Consider the following 20,797-nt stretch of genomic DNA (forward strand, 5'->3'; position numbering starts at 1 on the left):
CGACCGCTTAACAACAGTACGGATCTGATCTGGTCAGTGTCCGCCCAGAATGCCGGTCTTGACCGAATAGTCGGCAGCAACCTGGTATTCCGGGTCATCGTCACTGTCGATCATCAGATGGCCTGCTTTGGTCAAAAGCTCATGGCAGTCCCGGCTCAGGTGACGCAGCATCAGGGTCTTGCCCGCCGCCTCATATTTGCCTGCAATGGCTTCGATCGCCTGCAGCGCGGATTGATCCACCACCCGGCTGCGGCCAAACTCGACGATCACCTTGTCGGGGTCATTGTCCACATCAAACAGCTCGATGAACCCATCGGTCGAGCCAAAAAACAGCGGCCCCTCGATCTCATAGACCTTGGCACCCTGCTCGCTTTCGGACTCGCGGGTGATCGCATGGATACGGCGCGCGTTGCTCCAAGCATAGGCCAGAGCCGAGACAATCACACCCACCACAACCGCAATGGCCAGATCGCTCATCACCGTCACGACAGTCACCAGAACAATCACAAAGGCATCCATCGGCGGCACCTTGGTCATGATTTTCAGGCTGTTCCAGGCAAAGGTTCCGATCACAACCATGAACATCACCCCAACCAGCGCCGCCAGCGGGATCTGCTCGATCAGGGGCGAGGCCACGACAATAAAGGCCAGCAGACAGAGCGCTGCCACGATCCCGGCAATCCGGGTCCGGCCACCTGATTTCACGTTGATCATCGACTGACCAATCATGGCACAGCCGCCCATGCCCCCAAAGAAGCCGGTGATCACATTGGCGGTACCCTGCGCGATACATTCCTGGCTGGCGCCACCGCGTTTACCAGTGATTTCACCCACCAGATTCAGCGTCAGCAGGCTCTCGATCAGGCCGATGGCGGCAAGAATGACAGCATAGGGCAGAATGATTCTCAGCGTTTCCAGATTAAAAGGCGCCAGAGCATCCCCATAGATGCCGAGCCCTGACCCAAAGGGGTTGTGCATCGACGGCAAAGCCCCCTTGATCGACGCCATATCGCCAACCCGTGGCACATCCAGACCAAAGAGGATGACAATCCCGGCGACGATGCCAATCCCGGCCAGAGGTGCCGGAATGATCGAGGTAATCTTGGGTGTGCCCCAGATAATGACCATGGTCAGACCCACCAGCCCCAGCATCATCATCATCGGCAGACCCGAAAGCCACTCAGCCCCGCCGGTGCCCGGCACTTTGAACTGGGTCATCTGGGCCAGGAAAATCACAATCGCAAGGCCGTTGACAAAGCCCAGCATCACCGGGTGCGGCACCAGACGAATGAACTTGCCCCAATGCATGATGCCTGCGATCAGCTGCAAAATACCCATCAAAACCACGGTGGCAAAGAGATATTCCACCCCGTGTTGCGCAACCAGCGAGACCATGACAACCGCCAGGGCACCGGTCGCGCCGGAAATCATCCCCGGACGCCCCCCAATCAGCGCTGTCACCAGACCCACAAGAAAGGCTGCATAAAGCCCGACCAGAGGGTGTACCCCTGCAACAAAAGCAAAGGCCACCGCTTCGGGCACCAGGGCCAGGGAAACGGTAAAGCCTGACAGGACTTCGGTGCGCACACGCGCAACAGACCAGCCCTCATCCTGCATGATAGAGAGGTTGGGCGGGGAAATACGATTGGCCAGCAGGGCCATGGCGGCGCGTCTCATTGGCGGGTACCTGTGATTGGAGGAGCTTGTGTTCGCTGCCCGCCCCTAGCGGAATTTCGCCAATGACACAAGGGCCGCGCCCACCTGCGCCACCGCCCGCCCTGCCCCTGCCGCAGCGCTATGAACGAGGCAGGCCGCATTCGGGGCTGTCAGAGGACGCTTTGCCCGCCCAAATTGCCAGCCCGAATTGCCAGCCTGCAAGCCCGTCTGCAAGCCCGCCGGATTGCCGGCTCAATTGCCCGGCCCACCTGACAGGCCACCTGATAGCGCGCGGCCGCAGGAAAAATCGCCTTTGCCGCGTCAGTCTTTGCCTCGCCTGTCTTTTGCGGGCATGCTCTGGCGTACTCTGGTGTGAGTAGCCTTGATGCGCCAGCCAGTGTAGAACCGGTGCAGAACCTGTCGTAAACCACCACGACACACCATTTGCACAGGAGAGAGCACGCGTGAGCCAGGACACAATGATCGCCGTAATCGGCGGCTCGGGCATTTACGACATCGACGGACTGGAGGGCGCCGAGTGGGTCGCGGTTGACACGCCCGGGGGTGCGCCCTCAGATCAGATCCTCACCGGGCAACTTGAGGGCATCAAAATGGCCTTTTTGCCCCGCCACGGCCGCGGCCATGTGCATTCCCCGACCGAGGTGCCCTATCGCGCCAATATCGACGCGTTGAAACGGCTGGGCGTCACCGATGTGTTTTCCGTCTCGGCCTGTGGGTCGTTTCGCGAGCACATGGCGCCGGGAGATTTTGTCATCGTTGACCAGTTCATCGACCGCACCTTTGCCCGCGAAAAGAGCTTTTTTGGCACCGGTTGCGTGGCCCATGTCAGCGTGGCCCATCCAACCTGCGAACGTCTCTCCGATGCGGCCGAACAGGCTGCACGGGCAGCTGGCATCACAACCCATCGCGGCGGCACCTATCTGTGCATGGAGGGGCCACAGTTTTCCTCGATCGCAGAATCCAAAATGTACCGCGAAAGCTGGGGCTGTGACGTCATTGGCATGACCAATATGCCCGAGGCCAAACTCGCCCGTGAGGCCGAGCTCTGCTATGCATCCATCGCCATGGTCACCGATTTCGATAGCTGGCACCCGGAGCATGGCGCGGTGGATATCAGCGATATTCTGGCCACGCTGCAGGGCAATTCCAGCAATGGCCGCGAACTGGTGCGCCGCCTGCCGGCCATCCTGGGCAAAGACCGCGCGCCCTGCCCGCATGGCTGTGACCGGGCCCTGGAATTCGCCGTGATGACCGCTCCGGAGAAACGCGATCCCGCCCTGATTGCCAAGCTGGACGCTGTTGCAGGAAGGGTGCTTGGCTGACGCCGTTCTTCGCGGCCTCACACCGCGATAAAGAAACCCGTCTGGTTGGCCAACACCGATCTTTACAACCCGGCACTCAAACGAGGGGAGAGAGCTTTGCTCAGCTCTCCCCCACCGATTTTGCCCCTCGCCCCTATTGCCGCAACGCTCTGCCTTGATTTTCGCCCACCGTAATAAATTGATTTAATGAGGTTCTTCACGTCGAACCTCACAGGTTTGGAGGTGTCGACTTTGATGCCATTTATGGCATGGGTCTGCAGCAGCGCGCCTCGGTACAGTTTGTCCTTTTGGCGTGTAAGACCGCAAAATGAGGGCGGCTGGCAGGGGTGGCGTTTGGAATCTCCCGCAGAGACGCGACCTGCAAAAAGCATTGATGCGTCAAAACTCAGAGCTTTTGCGTTGACTCGCGGCATCCGGGCGGTGCTTGCTTTATTGAGGATAGATACAGGAGAGGCCTGACAGGATGGACTTCAATCTCTGGCTTGCTTTTGCCGCGGCCTCTGCAGCACTCTTGCTGATCCCGGGGCCCACTGTGCTGTTGGTGCTGAGCTATGCCCTCTCGAAAGGACGCCCGGTGGCCGTTGCCTCGGCTCTCGGCGTGGCATTTGGTGATCTCGTTGCCATGAGCACATCGCTTGCGGGACTTGGAGCGCTGGTTATGGCCTCGGCGACGCTGTTTTCTGCGTTGAAATGGGCAGGGGCCGCATATCTGCTGTGGCTTGGCGTCAAACTCTGGCGGAGCGCGGCCGGGGCCACGGGGCTGGAGCAGCTGGTGAGCGCGGATACGGCGCAGGCCCAAGGCGTTTTTGCTCATACGGCTGCTGTGACGGCGCTGAACCCAAAATCCATTGCCTTTTTCATCGCCTTTGTGCGCCAGTTTCTGCGTCCCGGCGAGAGTCTGGCGCCGCAGTTTGTCATCCTGATAGCCACCTTTGTTGGCCTCGCGGCCCTCAATGCCCTCGCCTATGCCCTTGTGGCAGACCGGCTGCGGCGCTGGATCTCACGCCCGGCAACACTTTCGACCCTCACCCGCAGTGGCGGCGTTGCCCTGATCGGCATGGGACTGGTGACAGCCCTGCTGCGGCGTCCGACCTGACGTCGGCCAGCTCTCTCTCGGCCCTTGCCCCTTGCATACAGGCTCTGCTTCGGCCAAACCCCAGTTGGCCCGGAAAACAGCGGGCAGTATCCAGGACCTGTCAGGTCTTTGGCAAAGACGCGCCCAGCAAAAGAAAGCCTGCCCATGCCTAAGAAAACCGCCGTTAAAGACTACATCCGCCCATTGTCGACTTCCCGCACGAGGGCATCATGTTTCGCGATGTGACCACGCTGTTTGCCGATCCACGCGGCTTTCGCATGGCCATCGACCAGATGTTGCATCCCTATGCCGGCGAGCGGATCGACAAGGTGGTCGGGCTAGAGGCACGTGGGTTCATCATGGGCGGCGCCATCGCGCACCAGCTGAGCGTCGGTTTTGTGCCGATCCGCAAGAAAGGCAAGCTGCCAGGCCGCACGATCAGCCAAGACTACAAGCTGGAATACGGTGAAGCCATTGTCGAGATTCACGAAGACGCCATCCAGCCCGGTGAAAAAGTCCTGGTCGTCGACGATCTGCTCGCAACCGGTGGCACGGCGTCGGCGGGCATCAAACTGATTGAGCGCTTGGGGGGCGAAATCGTCTCTTGCGCCTTTATCGTCGATCTGCCGGATCTGGGGGGGCGCAAAGTTCTCGAAGACATGGGCATGGATGTGCATGTTCTATGCGAGTTCGAGGGCGACTAAGTAAAAGAGCTGGTTGCGCCAGCGTCCCAGCTTCCCCCGCCCGTCACCCCCCCATAAAAATGGGGCACTTCCCGTTGGGCATAGCCTTATTGGCTCATTGAGCCAAAAAGGCCCGCCGCGCGACAGCGCGGTGCCCGGCCCAAGGGGCCAGGCCCTCCTTTGGAGGGATTTGGCTGCGCGAGAGCCTCCCCGTTGCGCGCGCAGCGAGGCGCCTCTGTCCCGGCGCCCTTTTGGCTTCCCTGGCACCATGAGACATTCACCCATCGCCCTCATCCATCACTCTTCCCCATCAACCTGTGGGAAAATCACCCCTTGGTTCATGATTCCCTTGGGATCCAGCGCCTGTTTGATCGCCCTCATCGCGGCAAGTTTGACAGGATCTCCATAGCGCTGCAAATCTGCCACCTTCATTCGACCAACGCCATGCTCGGCACTGAATGAGCCATCCAAATCATCCACGAGATCATGCACGGCCTGCTGCACAGCCCCACGCAGGCTCTCATAGTCATGGCGAGACCTGCCTTTCGCAGGGAAAACATTGTAGTGCAGATTGCCATCCCCAAGATGACCAAAACAGTTGATCCGCATGTCCCCTGCCACCAGCCCTGCGATCGCCTCACGACCCCGGTGAATGAACTCTGGAATGGCCGAAATCGGCACCGATACATCATGGCTCGCGATCGAGCCTACCAGGCGATTTGCCTCGGGTATCTGTTCACGTGCTGCCCACAGCGCCTGAGCCTGTGTTTCGAATTGCGCGATAACACCGTCCTCGGCCAGACCGGCGTCAACTGCCGCCTCAAAGAGATCCGCAAGCGCGGCCACCGGATCTTGCCCCCGGGCAAGCCCCAGATCGATCAGAACAGCCCATTCCGGAGCCACGTCAAAAGGTTGGCGCAGCTGTGGCAGATGCTCGGCAAGAAATTCCAGCCCCTGACGATGCAACAACTCAAAGGCACTGATAGCCTCTCCCAGATGGTCCCGCGCCAAAGCAAGCAGCGCAATCGCCGCCTCTGGCGAGGGCACCACAAAAACAGCTACCCCCTGCTGCGCCGGAATAGGGGCCAATTTCAACGCAGCAGCAGTGATAATACCCAATGTCCCCTCCGCGCCGACCAGAAGGTTGCGCAGGTCATAGCCTGCGTTGTCCTTGCGCAACCGGGTCAGCCCGTTCCAGATCTCACCCGTTGGCAACACGGCTTCCAGCCCCAGGCACAGATCGCGCGCATTACCGTCGCGCAACACATTGACCCCGCCGGCATTGGTCGACAGGTTGCCGCCAATGCGGGCCGAGCCCTCGGCGGCCAGCGACAGCGGGAACAATCGCCTCTGCGCCAATGCTGCTTCCTGCCCCTCCGCCAGGATCGCACCAGCCTCGGCCACCAAAACGTTTTCCTCCGGGTAGACGGCCCTGATTTGCCCCACCCGCTCCAGCGAGATCAGCAAAGGCGCAACACCGTCGGGTTTGACCTGTCCACCAACCAGGCCGGTTCCACCGCCATAGGGCACCACCGGCACGCGCGCAGCATTTGCCGCCTGTACCAGGACAGATACCTGCTCAACGCTGCTTGGTTTGGCCAGCAGACCAACCTGCCCCGTGTAGCGCCCACGCGGCTCTTCCAGAAATCTGGGTTCGGGCGGGCAAAGCACTCCCTGTGGCAACAAGGGCGACAGGGCCGCGGCGAAGGCGGCATCGGCAGGTGTATAGCTCATACCCCTGCATCCTCAATCCAAGGCCGCATGGCAAGCCCCGACAAACACCAAAGGCCCAAGCCGTTCCCCCAGGCCATTCTCCCAGGCCGGTCTTTCAGGCCATTCTTCCAGACCACGGCGACAACGGCCAAACACCAGAGCCTTGCAAGGCACCGCTGCCGCGCCGCGCGCCTGCGCGGCGCCGGGCCCAAGCCCTGCAGGAGCGGCGCTTGGCCTGAGCCAAAGCCCTCAAAAGGGCGCGGGAGCCCCCCCCTCGCGGTCAATGCAACATTTGCAAAATCACAGGTTCTAGCCCGCCTGCGTACGGCCTCGCCGGTCGTGGCGCAAAGCCGCATAAAGCACATGAGTGCGCCAGCGGCCGCCGATCTGCAGGTAGGACTGCGCCCCACCCTCGTATTTGAAGCCAGACTTTTCCAACAAGCCGCGCGAGGCAGTGTTTTCCGGCAAACAGGCCGCCTCGATCCGGCTCAGGTCCAGTTTTCCATAAGCGTAGTGCACAACCGCCCCAATGGCCTCGCGCATATAGCCCTGTCGGCCAAAGGGCTGACCCGTCCAGTAGCCCAGCGTGCCGGCCATCGCCGGGCCACGCCGGACATTGTCCAGCGTAATGGCCCCAACAATCATCTGGTCCTCGCGCCGGATTCAGGAACAGCGGCAGCGCTGTGCCTCCTGAGACCGAGCGCTGCGCCCAGTAGACCCGGTTGGTAAAGGACTTGCGCCCCAGATGGTCCGCAGCCCAGGCCGGCTCCCAGGGGGTGAGATAGGCCTGGCTTTGCAGTCGCAACGCCGCCCAGGCGTGAAAGTCCGAATGCACTGGGGGCCGCAGCGTCAGCCGCTCTGTTTCAAGCCTGAGTTTGCGACGGCCCAGCAACATCAGGCGACACGGCGCTCCTGCAGGGCCTGCAGGCTTGGCGCCGTCTCAACCGGACCATAAAGCGCCATGGCTGCCGGGGCGCGCACCGCCAGCTGCTCAGCCAGCGCCCGCACGTCCTCGGTGGTGACTGCATTGATCAGCTTTACCGTTTCTTCCAGCGGCGGCCCCCGGGCCCAGATCTGCACCAGCCGCGCCAGACGTTCGGCCGGTTGGTGGGGCTTTCCAGCCCCATCAGCATGCCGGCCTTCATCTGAGCCCGGGCGCGCTCCACTTCGGCGTCGTTCATATCCTCAGCCGCGCGTTTCATCTCATCGATGGTGATATGGGCCAGCTCCTCAACCTGCTCGCCAGAGGTTCCGGCATAGATCGTGGTGCTGCCGGTATCGGCATGGGCGCCGGCCTGAGCAAAGATGGTATAGCACAGCCCGCGCTTTTCACGCACCTCCTGGAACAGGCGACTGGACATGCCACCGCCCATGACGCCGGCATAGATCTGCGCCGTGTAGATCGCGGCATCACGATACCCCGGGCTTTCAAGCGAGAGCCCAAAATGTGCCTGCTCCAGATCCTTGGCGTGCCGCGCCTCACCGCCGGTGAAATGCGCAGGCTCAACCACCAGCGATGGCCGTGCCTGCATGTCGCCAAACAGATCTTCCGCCAGCTTCACCAGGCTCTCGTGATCCACCGCACCAGCCGCCGACAGGATCATCTGGCCGGGGCCGTAGTGTTCCGAGACAAACTGCGTCAGGTCTTCGCGATTGAAGGCGCTCACCCGTTCGGCAGGCCCCAGAATGGTGCGGCCCAGCGGTTGGTTGTGATAGCTCTCTTCCTGCAGCCAGTCAAAGATCACGTCATCCGGTGTGTCCAGCGCCTGACCGATCTCTTGCAGGATCACGCCACGCTCCACCTCGATTTCGCGCGGATCAAACACCGGGTTGCGCAGGATATCCGCCAGCACGTCCAGCGCCAGTGGTACATCATCCTGCAGCACCCGCGCATAATAGGCCGTCACCTCGCGCGAGGTATAGGCGTTGATATAGCCGCCCACGTCCTCGACCGCCTCGGCGATCTGCAAGGCCGTGCGCCGCTTGGTGCCCTTAAAGGCCATGTGCTCGAGAAAATGCGCGATGCCGTTCTGCTCCAGCCGCTCATTGCGACCCCCGGCGGTGACCCAGATCCCGATCGAGGCCGACTGCAGACCCGGCATAGCCTCGGTCACGATCCGAAAGCCATTGGCCAGTTGGTGCTGCTGGACGCTCACTGAAGAGTTCTCATTGTGCGATGTTCTTTCTGATATGATCTTCGATAGCACCAAGGTCATTGGCGATCTGGCTTACCCGCTCGTCGCGGTCATAAAGGTCCGCCATACGCTCTGGCAGCGACGGATAGATCCCCGAGGCCTCCTCGACGGCGGCGGGGAATTTGGCCGGATGCGCGGTGGCCAGTGTAATCATCGGCACGCTTGACTCGCGCAGCTCATTGGCCACCTTGACGCCAACAGCGCCGTGCGGGCACAAAAGCTCGCCCGTGGCGACACCTTCGGATTTGATTGTTGCCATGGTTTCCGCCTCAGAGGCACGGCCTGATTTATAGGTCTGAGACAGCGCCTGCATGGCACCCTGGCTGACCTCAAAGCCGCCGCTTTTCAGCTCATCCATCAGCTGCGCCACAGCACCGGCATCCTTGTCATAGGCAAAATACAATGCCCGCTCAAAGTTGGACGAGACCTGAATATCCATCGAGGGCGAGATCGACGGCACGGTTGCGCCCTTGTGGTAGCCCTCGCCTTTCAGGCAGCGGTGCAGGATGTCGTTTTGATTGGTCGCAACCACCAGATCCTTGATCGGCAGCCCCATTTGCTGTGCGATATAGCCCGCGAAGATGTCGCCAAAGTTGCCGGTAGGGACGGTAAAGCTCACCTCGCGCGCGGGCGCGCCCAGGCTGACGGCGGAGGAGAAGTAATAGACCACCTGCGCCAGGACGCGGGCGATATTGATCGAGTTGACCCCGGCCAGTTTGACGCCATCGCGAAAGTCGAAGTCGTTGAACATGTCTTTGACCCGCGCCTGGCAGTCGTCAAAGTCACCGTCCAGCGCCAGCGCATGCACGTTCTTGTCGGCAGGCGTTGTCATCTGACGCCGCTGCACCTCAGACACCCGCCCATGCGGATAGAGGATAAAGACATCAACATTGCTGAGACCGCGAAAGGCCTCCATCGCCGCCGAGCCGGTATCCCCCGAGGTAGCACCCGCAATGGTGACACGCTCACCGCGGCGCTCTAACGCCACCTGAAACAGCTGACCAATCAGCTGCATGGCAAAATCTTTGAAGGCCAGAGTGGGGCCGTGAAACAGCTCCAGCAGGAAATGGTTCGGCGCCAGCTGTTTCAGAGGCGCGCGTGCCGCATGATCAAAGTCGGCATAGGCGCGGGAGATGATGCCGTGAAACTCTTCGTCGGTAAAACAGTCGCCCAGGAAAGGACGCATCACCCGAAAGGCAGTTTCCTCATAGGACAGCCCGCCAAGCGCTGCGATCTCTTCGCGGCCCATCTGTGGAATCTCGGCCGGCACATAGAGGCCCCCATCGCGGGCCAGACCGGTCAGCATTGCCTCTTCAAAAGTCAGCTCGGGCGCCTGCCCACGGGTGGAGATATATTTCATCGCTTCAGCCTTTGGGTTTGGCGTTTGAGCGCCATAGAAAAGAGGCGGTCATCGCGGCCCAGATAAAGGCCAGCGAAAACCAGGTGATCGCATATTGCAAGTGGTTGTTTGGGATGCCTGCAGTTGTCACCCCCTGCGGTGTCACAGGTGTCTCAGGAGAGATGCTGCGGGCAACAATCAGAACCGGCTCTGTGCCCAGCCGATTGGCCATATAGGCGATATCGCGGGCGTAGAGGATATTGGTGTCGACTTCGGGTGGAGGCGTTGTCCAATCCCCCTCATCCGGCCACAAAAGATTCCCGGTCACCGCAACGGCTCCGGACCAGCGGAGAATGTTCTTGTCGGCTGCCGGAATGAAGCCACGATCCAAAAGCAGGCGGCGTCCATCGCCCATGATAAGGGCTGAGATCACTCGGTAGCCTGTCTCGGCATCCTTGGTGACCCAGAACACATGCAGATCCTCGGCTCCCAGCTCCCCTTCTGCGGTGACGGCACGGTAGCGGTCTTGCTGCTCAGTCGGGCTTTGCGGAACAGCAACGGGGGCCGCTGCGATACGGGTCTCGATAGTCTGCATAAGGTCATCTTTCCAGGCCAGACGCTTGAGCCGCCAAGTGCCAAGACTCAAGAGAGTCGCCAGCCCAAGCCCGCCAATCACCAGAAAGAAGAACAGTCGCCGCATGGCACCCTCTCATAGGAACAGCGCGCGAGGAGACCTCGCGCGCTGTGGTAGATACGGTTTCGTTGCGATTTTGAAAACCACAAAGATGTACCCGGTACATTCCGGTCTTACAGTCCGGCGGTGCCCCAGAGGTAGACCGCAAAGAACAGGAAGAGCCAGACCACGTCCACGAAGTGCCAGTACCAAGCTGCCGCCTCAAAGCCGACGTGCTGCTCGGGGGTGAAATCACCCTTGATTGCACGGATCAGGCAGACCGTCAGGAAGATGGTGCCCAGCAGAACGTGGAAACCGTGGAAGCCGGTGGCCATGAAGAAGTTCGAGTAGAACTCATCGCCGCCAAACTGCCAGCCTTCGTGCAGCAGGTGCGCGTATTCATAGCCCTGCAGGAAGGTGAAGAAAACGCCCAGTACGATGCCAATCGACAGACCCTGAATCAGGGCCTTACGGTCGTTGCCATGCACCAGCGCATGGTGCGCCCAGGTCACCGCACAGCCCGACAGCAGCAGAACCAGCGTGTTGATCAGCGGCAGATGAAAAGGATCAACCGCGTAGATCTCGGGCTTAGCGTATTCGGTGCCGAAATACTCTTCCATTGGGTAGATCGCGTGTTTGAAGAACGACCAGAACCAGGCAAAGAAGAACATCACTTCGGACATCACAAACAGGATGAAGCCGTAGCGCAGCCCGATACGGACCACCAAAGTGTGATCGCCCTGACGCGCCTCGGTGACCATTTCAGCCCACCAAGCATAGCTGACGTAGAGCACCAGCACCAGGCCACCCCAGAACATCCAGGCTGTTATGCCCTGCATCCACAAGACGGCCCCGAAGAGCATGATGAAACCGCCAACAGCTGCCAGCAATGGCAGGATTGAAGGAGGCAGAATGTGAAAATCGTGATTTTTAGCGTGCGCCATTTAAGTGTCCCTCACCCATCGGCCTAATTCGTGGTAAGATCTGCCCCGGTGTTTATCCCGGTATCGAGAGCGGCATAGCCCTCGGGCAGATCGATTTCATAAAACGTGTACGAAAGTGTGATCGTATGCACGAATTTTCCGTCCCGGTCGGTAACGATTTCCGGGTCGACAAAGAAGGTCACGGGCATTTCCACCCGCTCCCCCGGTTGCAGCACCTGCTCGGTAAAGCAGAAGCAGTCGATTTTTTCAAAGAACGCGCCTGCGGAATAGGGCGTCACATTGTACGAAGCCTGCCCCGCGACAGGGCGGCTTGTTGGATTATAGGCCTCATAGAAGGCGAGGCCGGTCTCCCCGATCTTGAGCTCCATCTCGCGCTGCACCGGCTTGAACTCCCAGGCCATGCCGCGTTCTTTGGAGGCATCAAATCGTACCGTGATGGTCTCGTCCAGAACAGTTTCAGAGCCCTTTGCCGCCACACCTGTGATGCCGCCAATCCCTGTTACCCGGCAAAACCAGTCGTAAAACGGCACCGAGGCCCAAGACAGCGCGCCCATGGTGACGACAAGCGCCACCAGTTGAACAACTGTTTTCTGGGGTCCTTTAAGGGCCATTAGTCCTGCTCACCCTGGGTTTGTGGAAACTGAAAGCCGTTTGATGTCACCTTGACCATGGTCAGGGCCAGCACCAGCACCACAAAGCCGCCGAGCAACAGGGCGACGCCCATATTGCGGCCAAAGCGGCGTTTGTGCAGATCGTGTTCTTTGTTCAAAGCCATATTACCAGCCTCCAAGCCCATAGGGTTTCAGCAGTGCTTCCAGAAGAATCGCACCAAAGTGCAGGAACAGGTAGAGCAGCGACAGCTTAAAGAAACTGCGCTCTGCCTTGAAGTTGTCTTCTTCAGAGTCCTCTTCATTACGGCCAAAGATCTTCCAGGCGCCCAGCAGGAACAAAGCGTTCACAACCACGGCAGCGGCCAGAAAGATCGGACCGCCAATACCTGAAAAGGCCGTGCCAATCGCCAGAACAGCCAGCAAAACGGTATAGGCCAGGATATGCACCCGCGTGGCACGGCGGCCATGGGTCACGGTCAGCATCGGCACGCCCGCATCATCGTAGTCAGAGCGCATGAACAGCGCCAGCGCCCAGAAATGCGGCGGTGTCCACATAAAGGTCAAAGCAAACATCAGCCAGGGCTCAACCGACATGGTGCCGGTGGCCGCGATCCAGCCAATCACCGGCGGGAAAGCACCGGCAGCGCCACCGATCACGATGTTCTGCGGCGTCGCCCGCTTCAGCCACATGGTATAGACCACCACGTAAAAGAAGATGGTAAAGGCCAGAAAGGCCCCCGCCAGCACATTGGTCGCCAGCGCCAGCATGATCACCGACAGGCCCGACAGCGCCAGACCAAGGCTCAGCGCTTCGCCTGCCTCGACCTTACCGGCGGGGATGGGGCGGGATTTGGTCCGCTTCATCACCTGATCAATGTCCGCGTCCCACCACATGTGTCCAGCGCGCCCGAGGCGCCACCGCCGATGGCGATGAACAGCACGGCACAAAAGCCAATGACGGGATGCACGCCAACAGGCGCGGCCAACAGGCCGACAAAGGCGGTAAAGACCACCAGTGACATGACCCGCGGCTTCAGCAGGGCGAAATAGTCGCCAAAGCTGGCCTCATCCTCACGGATTGTGCTGGCATTGATGCTTGCGTCGCTCATCGTTGACCCTTTTGCAGACCAGTGATGCGCAGATCTCTGCGCATCCCAATTAGTTCAGCCCTCCCGCCTGCAGCATTTAACACCTGCCGGGGCGGGAGGAGTCGAAAGGTCGATCTCAGTTGGAAGCAACCTGATAGGACTGTGGCAGACCGGCGTATTCGTCGATCGCGCCCTTCAGCCATGCTTCATAGGCCTCTTCGCTGACCACTTTGACGGTGATCGGCATATAGGCGTGCTCTTTACCACAGAGTTCGGAACACTGGCCAAAATAGATGCCTTCTTTTTCAGCCGTGAACCACAGCTCGGCAAGACGGCCGGGAACCGCATCCTGCTTCACGCCAAAGGCGGGAATGGTCCAGGCGTGGATCACATCCGCGCCCGTCACCTGCATCACGATGACCTTGTTGACCGGGATCACAATGGCTGTGTCCGTCGCCAGCAGGAATTCATCTTCGTTGTAGCCCGCTTCAACCAGTTTGGCGCGCATGGCGTCATCCAGAACAAACGGCGTCACATCCGCATCAGCTGGCGCGGGTGCCTTCATCCGTGGTGGCCTCATTGCCAATCATATAGCTGTCAAAGCCGAACCCATGGTCAACATACTCATAGCCCCAGTACCACTGGTAGCCCGTCACCTTGATCGTGATGTCGCCTTCAGGAATTTCCTGCTGCCGGAACAGTTCGGGCAGCGAGAAGGAGCCGATGAAGACCAGAATCAGGATCGGGATCAGCGTCCAGGCGATCTCAATGGTGGTATGGTGGGTGAAACTGGCCGGGTTTGGATTGGCGCGGCGGTTGAAACGCACGATGGCGTAGAGCATCAAACCGGCAACAAACACGCAGGTCGCGGTGATGATTATCAGAATCATCCAGTCCAGTTTGTGAATGCCTTCCGCCAATTGGGTCGCCGCCGGCTGAAAACCAAGGTTGCCATCTGTAGGCTTACCAATGGTTTCCAGACCTTCTTGCGCCATGGCTGGAAGACTGGAAAGGCCAGCAAAAAGGCCCGAAAGCATCAAAGCATTCTTCATATCATGTCCTGATCGTTATTGATCGCATTATTCTTACAGCCGATTGCCCCTTGTGGAACATTGATTCCACAAAAGGCGTTCGAACCCGTTGTCTTTGACGCTGCTTAAAATCATATTCACGCGTACAGATAAAGAGGCAGGCAAGCGTCAAAGCGTCGCTTTCTTGATTTAAATCAAAAAAACTCGAGGTCCGTGACATGGAAAACTCAGCCTTTCGACCCTTTGAAACGCTCCTCCCCGAGGATGAGGCCCTGCCCATTCTGCGTGAGACCCTTGCCGGAGCCGAAGATGGCGAGATTTTTGCCGAACGCCGCAAGTCCGAAGCCCTGGTGTTTGATGATGGCCGCCTGCGCAGTGCCAGCTATGATGCCTCCGAAGGATTTGGCCTGCGCGCGGTGAACGGTGAGGTGGCAGGCTATGCCCATTCAACCGAGGTTTCGATTGCCGCTCTCAAACGCGCCTCTGAGACCGCGCGCCTGGCAGTGGGGGCCGGGGGCGGCACCTATGCCGATGCCCCCAGGGCGACCAACGTAAAGCTTTATACAGACTCTGACCCGATCAGCGCCCAGCCTTTCCCGGTGAAGATCGAAACCCTGCGCGAAATAGACGCCTTTGTCCGGGATCTGGACAAACGGGTGGTACAGGTCTCGGCCTCGATTGCCGCCTCGTTGCAGGAAATCGAAATCCTGCGCGCCGATGGGGTGCGGGTGCGCGATACCCGCCCCATGACCCGGCTGAATGTCTCGGTGATCGTGGAACAGGACGGACGGCGCGAAAGCGGCTCGGCCGGCGGCGGCGGCCGTGTTGGCCTCGATGGGCTGATTGATCCGGTCTCCTGGCAGGCCAAGGCCAATGAGGCGCTGCGGGTCGCCTTGGTCAATCTGGAGGCGGTTCCGGCCCCTGCAGGCCCCATGGAAGTGGTGCTTGGACCTGGATGGCCCGGAATTTTGCTGCACGAAGCCATCGGCCACGGGTTGGAAGGCGACTTCAACCGCAAGGGCAGCTCGGCCTTTGCCGGGCTCATGGGGCAACGCATTGCGGCCCCCGGCGTCACCATTCTGGACGATGGCACCATTGCCGACCGGCGTGGCTCCATCACCATCGATGACGAGGGGACACCCTCCCAAAAGAATACGCTGATCGAGGATGGCATCCTCGTCGGCTTTATGCAGGACCGGCAGAATGCGCGCCTCATGGGGGTTGCACCCACCGGCAATGGACGCCGTCAAAGCTATGCCCATGCGCCGATGCCACGGATGACCAACACCTATATGCTGGGCGGCGACAGCAACCCAGCCGATCTGGTGGCGGGCATCAAGGACGGCATTTGGGCCGTCGGCTTTGGCGGCGGGCAGGTGGACATCACCAACGGCAAATTCGTCTTTTCCTGCACCGAGGCCTACAGGGTCGTCGACGGCAAGGTCGGAGCCCCGGTCAAAGGCGCCACTCTGATTGGCGATGGAGCCACGGCGCTGAAACAGATTCGCGCGCTCGGCAATGATATGGAGCTGGATCCCGGCATGGGCAATTGCGGCAAAGCCGGGCAATGGGTGCCCGTCGGCGTTGGCCAGCCCAGCGTTCTTATGGATGGGCTGACGGTTGGCGGCTCCGCAACCTGAGTCGCAAGACCAGCGAGAGCCTGAGGCGCGCGCCCATCAGCCCAAAAAGGTACCGAAAAAGTATCACAAAATACCCGATTTGTGCGTATTGTGTAGTAAAAAACGCGGCTGAAATGGCCGCGTTTTTTGCTTCTTTTGCGGGCTTTCTCTGCGAAAACAGGGCAGGATACCCAGGGTAGCGCATCTGTTTACTGTTAATTTTCAATGTGCTGCCAGGAATTTTCCGAATTTGGCAAAAACCTTGTCTTCTTTGTCGAAAATCTTCGGAGAATTTGCATCCATTCATCACCTGTTAACCGGTTCAGGAGTATTCCTATATGTGCAAACAGGCGGAGCCACGGATGACCAGGGAAGCACATTCTTCCACTCACCCCCCACTCCCACCCACCACGGAAGATTCTTGGTTCTCAAGGCTTCGTCTGTTGCGTTCAAGGCGGATAGGCCCGGTGAGTTTTCACCGCCTGATCGCCGAATATGGCTCAGCGCAGAATGCGCTGGAAGCGTTGCCAAAAATGGCAAACTCCGCCGGCGTGTCCGGATATAAAATGTATCCGGAAAGCGCGGTCATAGCCGAAGTAAAAGCCGCAAAAGCCGCCAAAGCGCGGCTTTTGTGCTTTGATGATCCTCTCTATCCTGCCAGCCTTGCTGTGTTGAGCACAGCACCACCGTTGCTCTGGGCAATTGGTGAGCTGGAACTGCTGGCGCGTCCGATGATCGCGATCGTCGGCGCCCGCAATGCCTCCTCTCTTGGCACCCGCATGGCGCGCAGTCTGGCCGCCGATCTCGGGGCGGCTGGCTATACGGTTGTCTCAGGTCTGGCGCGCGGCGTGGATACCGCCGCCCATCTGGCCACGCTGAAAACGGGCACAATCGCGGTGATGGCGGGCGGCTGTGATATGATCTATCCGCCGGAAAACACCTCGCTTGCAGAAAACATCGCCTCCAAAGGCTTGCTGCTGTCAGAAGCCCCCATGGGTCAGTCTCCGCAGGCGCGTCACTTCCCCAAGCGCAATCGCATCATTGCCGGTCTAGCCCAGGCGGTTGTCGTGGTAGAAGCAGCCGGGCGCTCGGGCAGCCTGATCACGGCCCGGGAGGCGCTGGATCTGGGACGCGATGTGATGGCGGTTCCCGGGCACCCCTTTGATGCGCGTGCCTTTGGCTGCAATGCCCTGATACGCGATGGCGGGTGCTGGTGCGAAACGCCGAAGACATTATTGCCGCACTGCCGCCGCGTGACGATCTCCTCTTTACAGGCTCCCTCCATCTCGCGCGCTCAAAGGCAGGTCTTTCCAAAGCCGCCTCTGTTCCGCAACAGACCGCTCAGCAACAGCCCGCGTCCGCGCCCCCAGTGGAACAAAAACAACTGGAACAGACTGTTGCCCTGCCCACTCTCGGCGATTTTGGTCAGCAAATGGATATGCCGCCGCCTCCGCCAGAGCGGCGCAGCCTGCAAGAGACCTCAGCTCTGCATCAGCAGATCCTTGCACGATTGGGCCCCAGCCCCACGGCCTCGGACCTGCTCATGCGCGAACTCAATGTCCCGGCGCAGGCCTTTTCTCCGGTCATCACCCAACTGGAACTTGATGGAAAAATTAACCGTTTCCCCGGCGGCCTACTGGCCAGAAACTGCGACAAGGATGCGTCCGAGTGCCCAAAATGAAGGAACTGTATGTTGCCGCATCACCGGATATAAACCCGCCTGCCCTCTCGATATTGCCCGCGCCCAGTGCCGCATATTTTCGATAAACACAGGCAGAGCGCACCGTTGGGCGTCGCGATTTTCGCGCTACATTCGGGCGACATCCGGGGCACATCCGGGAAACGGGCGCAGTACAGGCGGCCCCCATGTCCCTGCCCATTTCATACCAAAGCCCCCGCAAAAAAGGTGTTGCAATTCCTGCATTCATTGCGCTCGGATTGACATTCTCCCCTTGCGCCGCTGATCTTGCCCAGCCATAGAACGCGCGTTAGAGCACATAAGAGGCCACAGAATTACATGCCAGTTGTTGTTGTCGAATCCCCGGCCAAAGCCAAAACAATCAATAAATACCTGGGCCCGAACTACACGGTTCTTGCCTCTTATGGACATGTTCGCGACCTACCGGCCAAGAACGGCTCGGTTGATACTGACCATGATTTTGAGATGATCTGGGAGATCGGCAACGACAGTCGCAAGCATGTCAAAGCCATTGCCGACGCGTTGAAAGAAGACAACGAACTGATCCTCGCGACTGACCCTGATCGCGAAGGCGAGGCGATCAGCTGGCATCTGCAGGAAGCCCTGACCAAGCGACGGTCAATCAAAAAGGACACCCCCGTCAGCCGGGTGACCTTTAATGCCATCACCAAAGAGGCCGTCACCGAAGCGATGCAAAATCCGCGTCAGGTGGACATGCCGCTGGTCGAGGCCTATCTGGCGCGGCGCGCGCTGGACTACCTTGTTGGCTTTAATCTGTCGCCTGTATTGTGGCGCAAGCTGCCCGGTGCGCGCTCGGCTGGCCGGGTGCAATCGGTCTGCCTGCGGCTCATTGTTGAGCGCGAGATGGAAATCGAGGCCTTTAATCCCCAGGAATACTGGTCCGTGAAGGCCAGCCTCGCCACGCCGCGCGGTCAGGAGTTTGAGGCCCGCCTGACGGTTCTGGGCGGCGACAAGCTGGACAAATACGGCCTGGCCAACTCAACCGCAGCCGAGCTTGCGGTTCAGGCGGTCACCAGCCGGGACATGGTGGTGAAATCGGTCGAGGCAAAACCCGCCTCCCGCAATCCCTCTGCGCCCTTCATGACCTCGACCCTGCAGCAGGAAGCCAGCCGCAAATTTGGCATGGGTGCCAAGCAATGCATGAACGCGGCCCAGCGTCTCTATGAGGCCGGACTGATCACCTATATGCGAACCGATGGCATCGACATGGCCCCCGAGGCTGTGCAGGAAGCCCGGAGTGAGATCAAAACCCGCTATGGTGCCGAATATGTGCCGGGGTCACCGCGTATCTACAAGAACACGGCCAAGAACGCGCAGGAAGCGCACGAATGTATCCGCCCGACTGAGATGAGCCGCGATGCCAAAAGCCTGAAGGTCTCTGAGGACGATCAGCGCAAGCTTTATGATCTGATCTGGAAACGGACCCTTGCCTGCCAGATGGAAGGTGCCCGGCTTGAGCGCACCACGGTTGATATTGGCTCGAACGACGACCAGGTGGTGCTGCGCGCCACAGGTCAGGTGATGCTGTTTGACGGCTTCCTGCGGGTCTATGAAGAAGGCCGCGACGATGTTGTGGATGAGGATGACAAACGCCTGCCGCAGATCATGCAGGGCGAGGCGCTGAAGTTTGCTGCCTCTCTGGCCGCGCAGGCCGATAAAGCCAGCAGTGGTGGCGCAATCCTGTCGGATAACAAGGCCGTTCTTGGCCTGCAGCACCACACCCAGCCACCGCCCCGCTTTACCGAGGCGACATTGGTCAAACGTATGGAAGAGCTCGGCATTGGCCGCCCCTCCACCTATGCCACCGTGATCACCACGATTCAGGACCGCGAATATGTCCGCAAGGACAAGAACCGCCTGTTCCCCGAGGACAAGGGCCGCATCGTCACCATCTTTCTGCTGAATTTCTTCCGCACCTATGTCGGCTATGAGTTCACCGCAAATCTGGAAGCCGAGCTGGATGACGTCAGCGCCGGCGGGCGTGATTATAAGGATATCCTGAGCAAATTCTGGCGCGATTTCTCGGCGGCAATTTCCGAGACTTCGGACCTGCGTATTTCCGAAGTGCTTGATGTGCTTGGACGAAACGCTGGCGCCACAGCTGTACCCGCCGCGCGAAGACGGCACGGATCCGCGGATCTGCCCCAAATGTGGCGCCGGTCAGCTGCACCTGAAAACCTCGCGCACTGGTGGCTTTGTGGGCTGCGGCAACTACCCCGAATGCGTCTACACCCGCCCGATTTCAGGCGAGGGCGCCGAGGGCTATGAGCGGGTTCTGGGCGAGGACGAGGGGGATGAGATCCACCTGAAGTCTGGCCGCTTTGGCCCCTATGTGCAGCGCGGCGAGGTGACGCCGGAAAACAAAAAGCCGCCACGGTCCTCGCTGCCCAAGCAGGGCAAGGATTTTCTGCCCGGCTGGGGGCCCAATGAGGTCACTCTGGAGCAGGGTGTCACGCTGCTGACCTTGCCGCGTGAGATTGGTCCCCACCCCGAGGGCGGCGTCATTTCGTCCAACCTGGGCCGCTTTGGCCCCTATATCATGCACCAGTTACCGGATGAGGAAAAACCAGTCTATGCCAATCTGAAAGAGACGCTCGACGTTTTTGAAATCGGTATGAACCGGGCGATGGAGCTGATAACCGAGAAACGCAACAACCCGGGGCGCGGGCGCCGGGCTGCGGCCAAGGCTTTGCGCGAGTTGGGTGAGCACCCGGACGGCGGCGCGATCAGCATCATGGATGGTCGCTATGGGCCGTATGTGAAGTGGGAAAAGGTCAATGCCACGATCCCGAAAGAGGTCGAGGTCAAGGACGTGACCGTGGAGCAGGCTCTGGAATGGATCGCCGAGAAGGTCGGCAAATCAGGTGCCAAGAAAAAGGCCCCCGCCAAGAAGAAAGCGCCAGCTAAAAAGGCAACGGCAAAAAAGCCAGCCGCCAAAACCACCGCGGCAAAAAAAGCTCCGGCCAAAAAACCAGTGTCAAAAAAGGCAGCACCTAAAAAGGCCGATGACGCCTAGACCCTCTTGCGGGAGCGCTGTCCGCGCCAGTGGATAGAGGCCAGCGCCCAGCCCTCAGCGCCTAGCCCTCAGTGCCTAGACCAAACGCGAG

At 59.8% G+C, this 20,797-nt stretch carries 10 protein-coding genes and 7 pseudogenes; 6 read left to right on the plus strand and 11 right to left on the minus strand.

What is annotated here, in order from left to right:
* Nucleotides 1-33 precede the first annotated feature (33 nt).
* Nucleotides 34-1,677 (minus strand): SulP family inorganic anion transporter, encoded by a 1,644-nt coding sequence (locus B4968_RS19040; protein ID WP_083100897.1) that lies wholly within the window; start codon nucleotides 1,675-1,677, stop codon nucleotides 34-36.
* 458 nt (nucleotides 1,678-2,135) lie between these two features.
* On the opposite strand from B4968_RS19040, the gene B4968_RS19045 reads away from it, so the two are divergent.
* From B4968_RS19045 to B4968_RS19060, 3 genes and pseudogenes are all read left to right on the plus strand, one after another.
* A complete protein-coding gene (locus B4968_RS19045) occupies nucleotides 2,136-2,999 on the plus strand; it encodes an S-methyl-5'-thioadenosine phosphorylase (RefSeq protein WP_083100898.1) in 864 nt (287 codons plus the stop codon).
* A 463-nt stretch (nucleotides 3,000-3,462) separates the two neighbouring features.
* Nucleotides 3,463-4,095: a LysE family translocator gene (locus B4968_RS19055; protein WP_083100900.1), complete on the plus strand. Its 633-nt coding sequence runs from the start codon at nucleotides 3,463-3,465 to the stop codon at nucleotides 4,093-4,095.
* Between the two features lie 144 nt (nucleotides 4,096-4,239).
* Nucleotides 4,240-4,778, plus strand: a pseudogene (locus B4968_RS19060) (adenine phosphoribosyltransferase).
* Between the two features lie 276 nt (nucleotides 4,779-5,054).
* Here the strand turns inward: B4968_RS19060 and B4968_RS19065 are convergent.
* The 10 genes and pseudogenes from B4968_RS19065 to coxB all read right to left on the minus strand — a co-directional run bounded on the left by B4968_RS19065 (nucleotide 5,055) and on the right by coxB (nucleotide 14,372).
* A complete protein-coding gene (locus tag B4968_RS19065) occupies nucleotides 5,055-6,491 on the minus strand; it encodes an FAD-binding oxidoreductase (protein WP_083100901.1) in 1,437 nt (478 codons plus the stop codon).
* A gap of 288 nt (nucleotides 6,492-6,779) precedes the next feature.
* Nucleotides 6,780-7,365, minus strand: a pseudogene (locus B4968_RS19075) (GNAT family N-acetyltransferase).
* Nucleotides 7,365-8,572: pseudogene (locus B4968_RS19080) on the minus strand (M16 family metallopeptidase). The pseudogenes B4968_RS19075 and B4968_RS19080 overlap by 1 nt, the downstream one beginning before the upstream one ends.
* A gap of 64 nt (nucleotides 8,573-8,636) precedes the next feature.
* Complete coding sequence (gene thrC / locus B4968_RS19085) at nucleotides 8,637-10,025, minus strand: threonine synthase (protein ID WP_083100903.1); 1,389 nt, start codon at nucleotides 10,023-10,025, stop codon at nucleotides 8,637-8,639.
* A gap of 4 nt (nucleotides 10,026-10,029) precedes the next feature.
* On the minus strand, nucleotides 10,030-10,704 hold the full coding sequence (locus B4968_RS19090; protein WP_083100904.1) for an SURF1 family protein: 675 nt from the start codon (nucleotides 10,702-10,704) through the stop codon (nucleotides 10,030-10,032).
* Nucleotides 10,705-10,811: 107 nt separating this feature from the next.
* On the minus strand, nucleotides 10,812-11,621 hold the full coding sequence (locus B4968_RS19095; protein ID WP_083100905.1) for a cytochrome c oxidase subunit 3: 810 nt from the start codon (nucleotides 11,619-11,621) through the stop codon (nucleotides 10,812-10,814).
* A gap of 23 nt (nucleotides 11,622-11,644) precedes the next feature.
* Nucleotides 11,645-12,232, minus strand: coding sequence for a cytochrome c oxidase assembly protein (locus B4968_RS19100; protein WP_083100906.1), 588 nt, complete (start codon nucleotides 12,230-12,232; stop codon nucleotides 11,645-11,647).
* Nucleotides 12,232-12,396 (minus strand): cytochrome c oxidase system small membrane protein, encoded by a 165-nt coding sequence (locus B4968_RS19105; RefSeq protein WP_083100907.1) that lies wholly within the window; start codon nucleotides 12,394-12,396, stop codon nucleotides 12,232-12,234. The genes B4968_RS19100 and B4968_RS19105 overlap by 1 nt, the downstream gene beginning before the upstream one ends.
* 1 nt (nucleotide 12,397) lies before the next feature.
* Nucleotides 12,398-13,341: pseudogene (gene cyoE / locus B4968_RS19110) on the minus strand (heme o synthase).
* A 115-nt stretch (nucleotides 13,342-13,456) separates the two neighbouring features.
* Nucleotides 13,457-14,372, minus strand: a pseudogene (gene coxB, locus B4968_RS19115) (cytochrome c oxidase subunit II).
* A gap of 197 nt (nucleotides 14,373-14,569) precedes the next feature.
* On the opposite strand from coxB, the gene tldD reads away from it, so the two are divergent.
* From tldD to topA, 3 genes and pseudogenes are all read left to right on the plus strand, one after another.
* The gene (tldD, locus tag B4968_RS19120; RefSeq protein ID WP_083100908.1) at nucleotides 14,570-15,991 is read left to right on the plus strand and encodes a metalloprotease TldD; all 1,422 of its coding nucleotides are present in this window, start codon (nucleotides 14,570-14,572) and stop codon (nucleotides 15,989-15,991) included.
* A gap of 341 nt (nucleotides 15,992-16,332) precedes the next feature.
* Nucleotides 16,333-17,651, plus strand: a pseudogene (gene dprA / locus B4968_RS19125) (DNA-processing protein DprA).
* A gap of 336 nt (nucleotides 17,652-17,987) precedes the next feature.
* A pseudogene (gene topA / locus B4968_RS19130) lies at nucleotides 17,988-20,706 on the plus strand (type I DNA topoisomerase).
* Nucleotides 20,707-20,797: the final 91 nt, after the last annotated feature.

Origin of the sequence: Pseudophaeobacter leonis (assembly GCF_002087335.1) — a bacterium.
GTDB lineage: Bacteria > Pseudomonadota > Alphaproteobacteria > Rhodobacterales > Rhodobacteraceae > Pseudophaeobacter > Pseudophaeobacter leonis.

What these genes read in the sequence shown, in the direction of transcription:
- B4968_RS19090 (WP_083100904.1), bottom strand. Translation starts at nt 10,704, where the DNA reads ATGCGGCGACTGTTCTTCTTTCTGGTGATTGGCGGGCTTGGGCTGGCG.
- B4968_RS19105 (WP_083100907.1), bottom strand. Translation starts at nt 12,396, where the DNA reads ATGGCTTTGAACAAAGAACACGATCTGCACAAACGCCGCTTTGGCCGC.
- thrC (WP_083100903.1), bottom strand. Translation starts at nt 10,025, where the DNA reads ATGAAATATATCTCCACCCGTGGGCAGGCGCCCGAGCTGACTTTTGAA.
- B4968_RS19065 (WP_083100901.1), bottom strand. Translation starts at nt 6,491, where the DNA reads ATGAGCTATACACCTGCCGATGCCGCCTTCGCCGCGGCCCTGTCGCCC.
- B4968_RS19040 (WP_083100897.1), bottom strand. Translation starts at nt 1,677, where the DNA reads ATGAGACGCGCCGCCATGGCCCTGCTGGCCAATCGTATTTCCCCGCCC.
- tldD (WP_083100908.1), top strand. Translation starts at nt 14,570, where the DNA reads ATGGAAAACTCAGCCTTTCGACCCTTTGAAACGCTCCTCCCCGAGGAT.
- B4968_RS19045 (WP_083100898.1), top strand. Translation starts at nt 2,136, where the DNA reads ATGATCGCCGTAATCGGCGGCTCGGGCATTTACGACATCGACGGACTG.
- B4968_RS19100 (WP_083100906.1), bottom strand. Translation starts at nt 12,232, where the DNA reads ATGGCCCTTAAAGGACCCCAGAAAACAGTTGTTCAACTGGTGGCGCTT.
- B4968_RS19095 (WP_083100905.1), bottom strand. Translation starts at nt 11,621, where the DNA reads ATGGCGCACGCTAAAAATCACGATTTTCACATTCTGCCTCCTTCAATC.
- B4968_RS19055 (WP_083100900.1), top strand. Translation starts at nt 3,463, where the DNA reads ATGGACTTCAATCTCTGGCTTGCTTTTGCCGCGGCCTCTGCAGCACTC.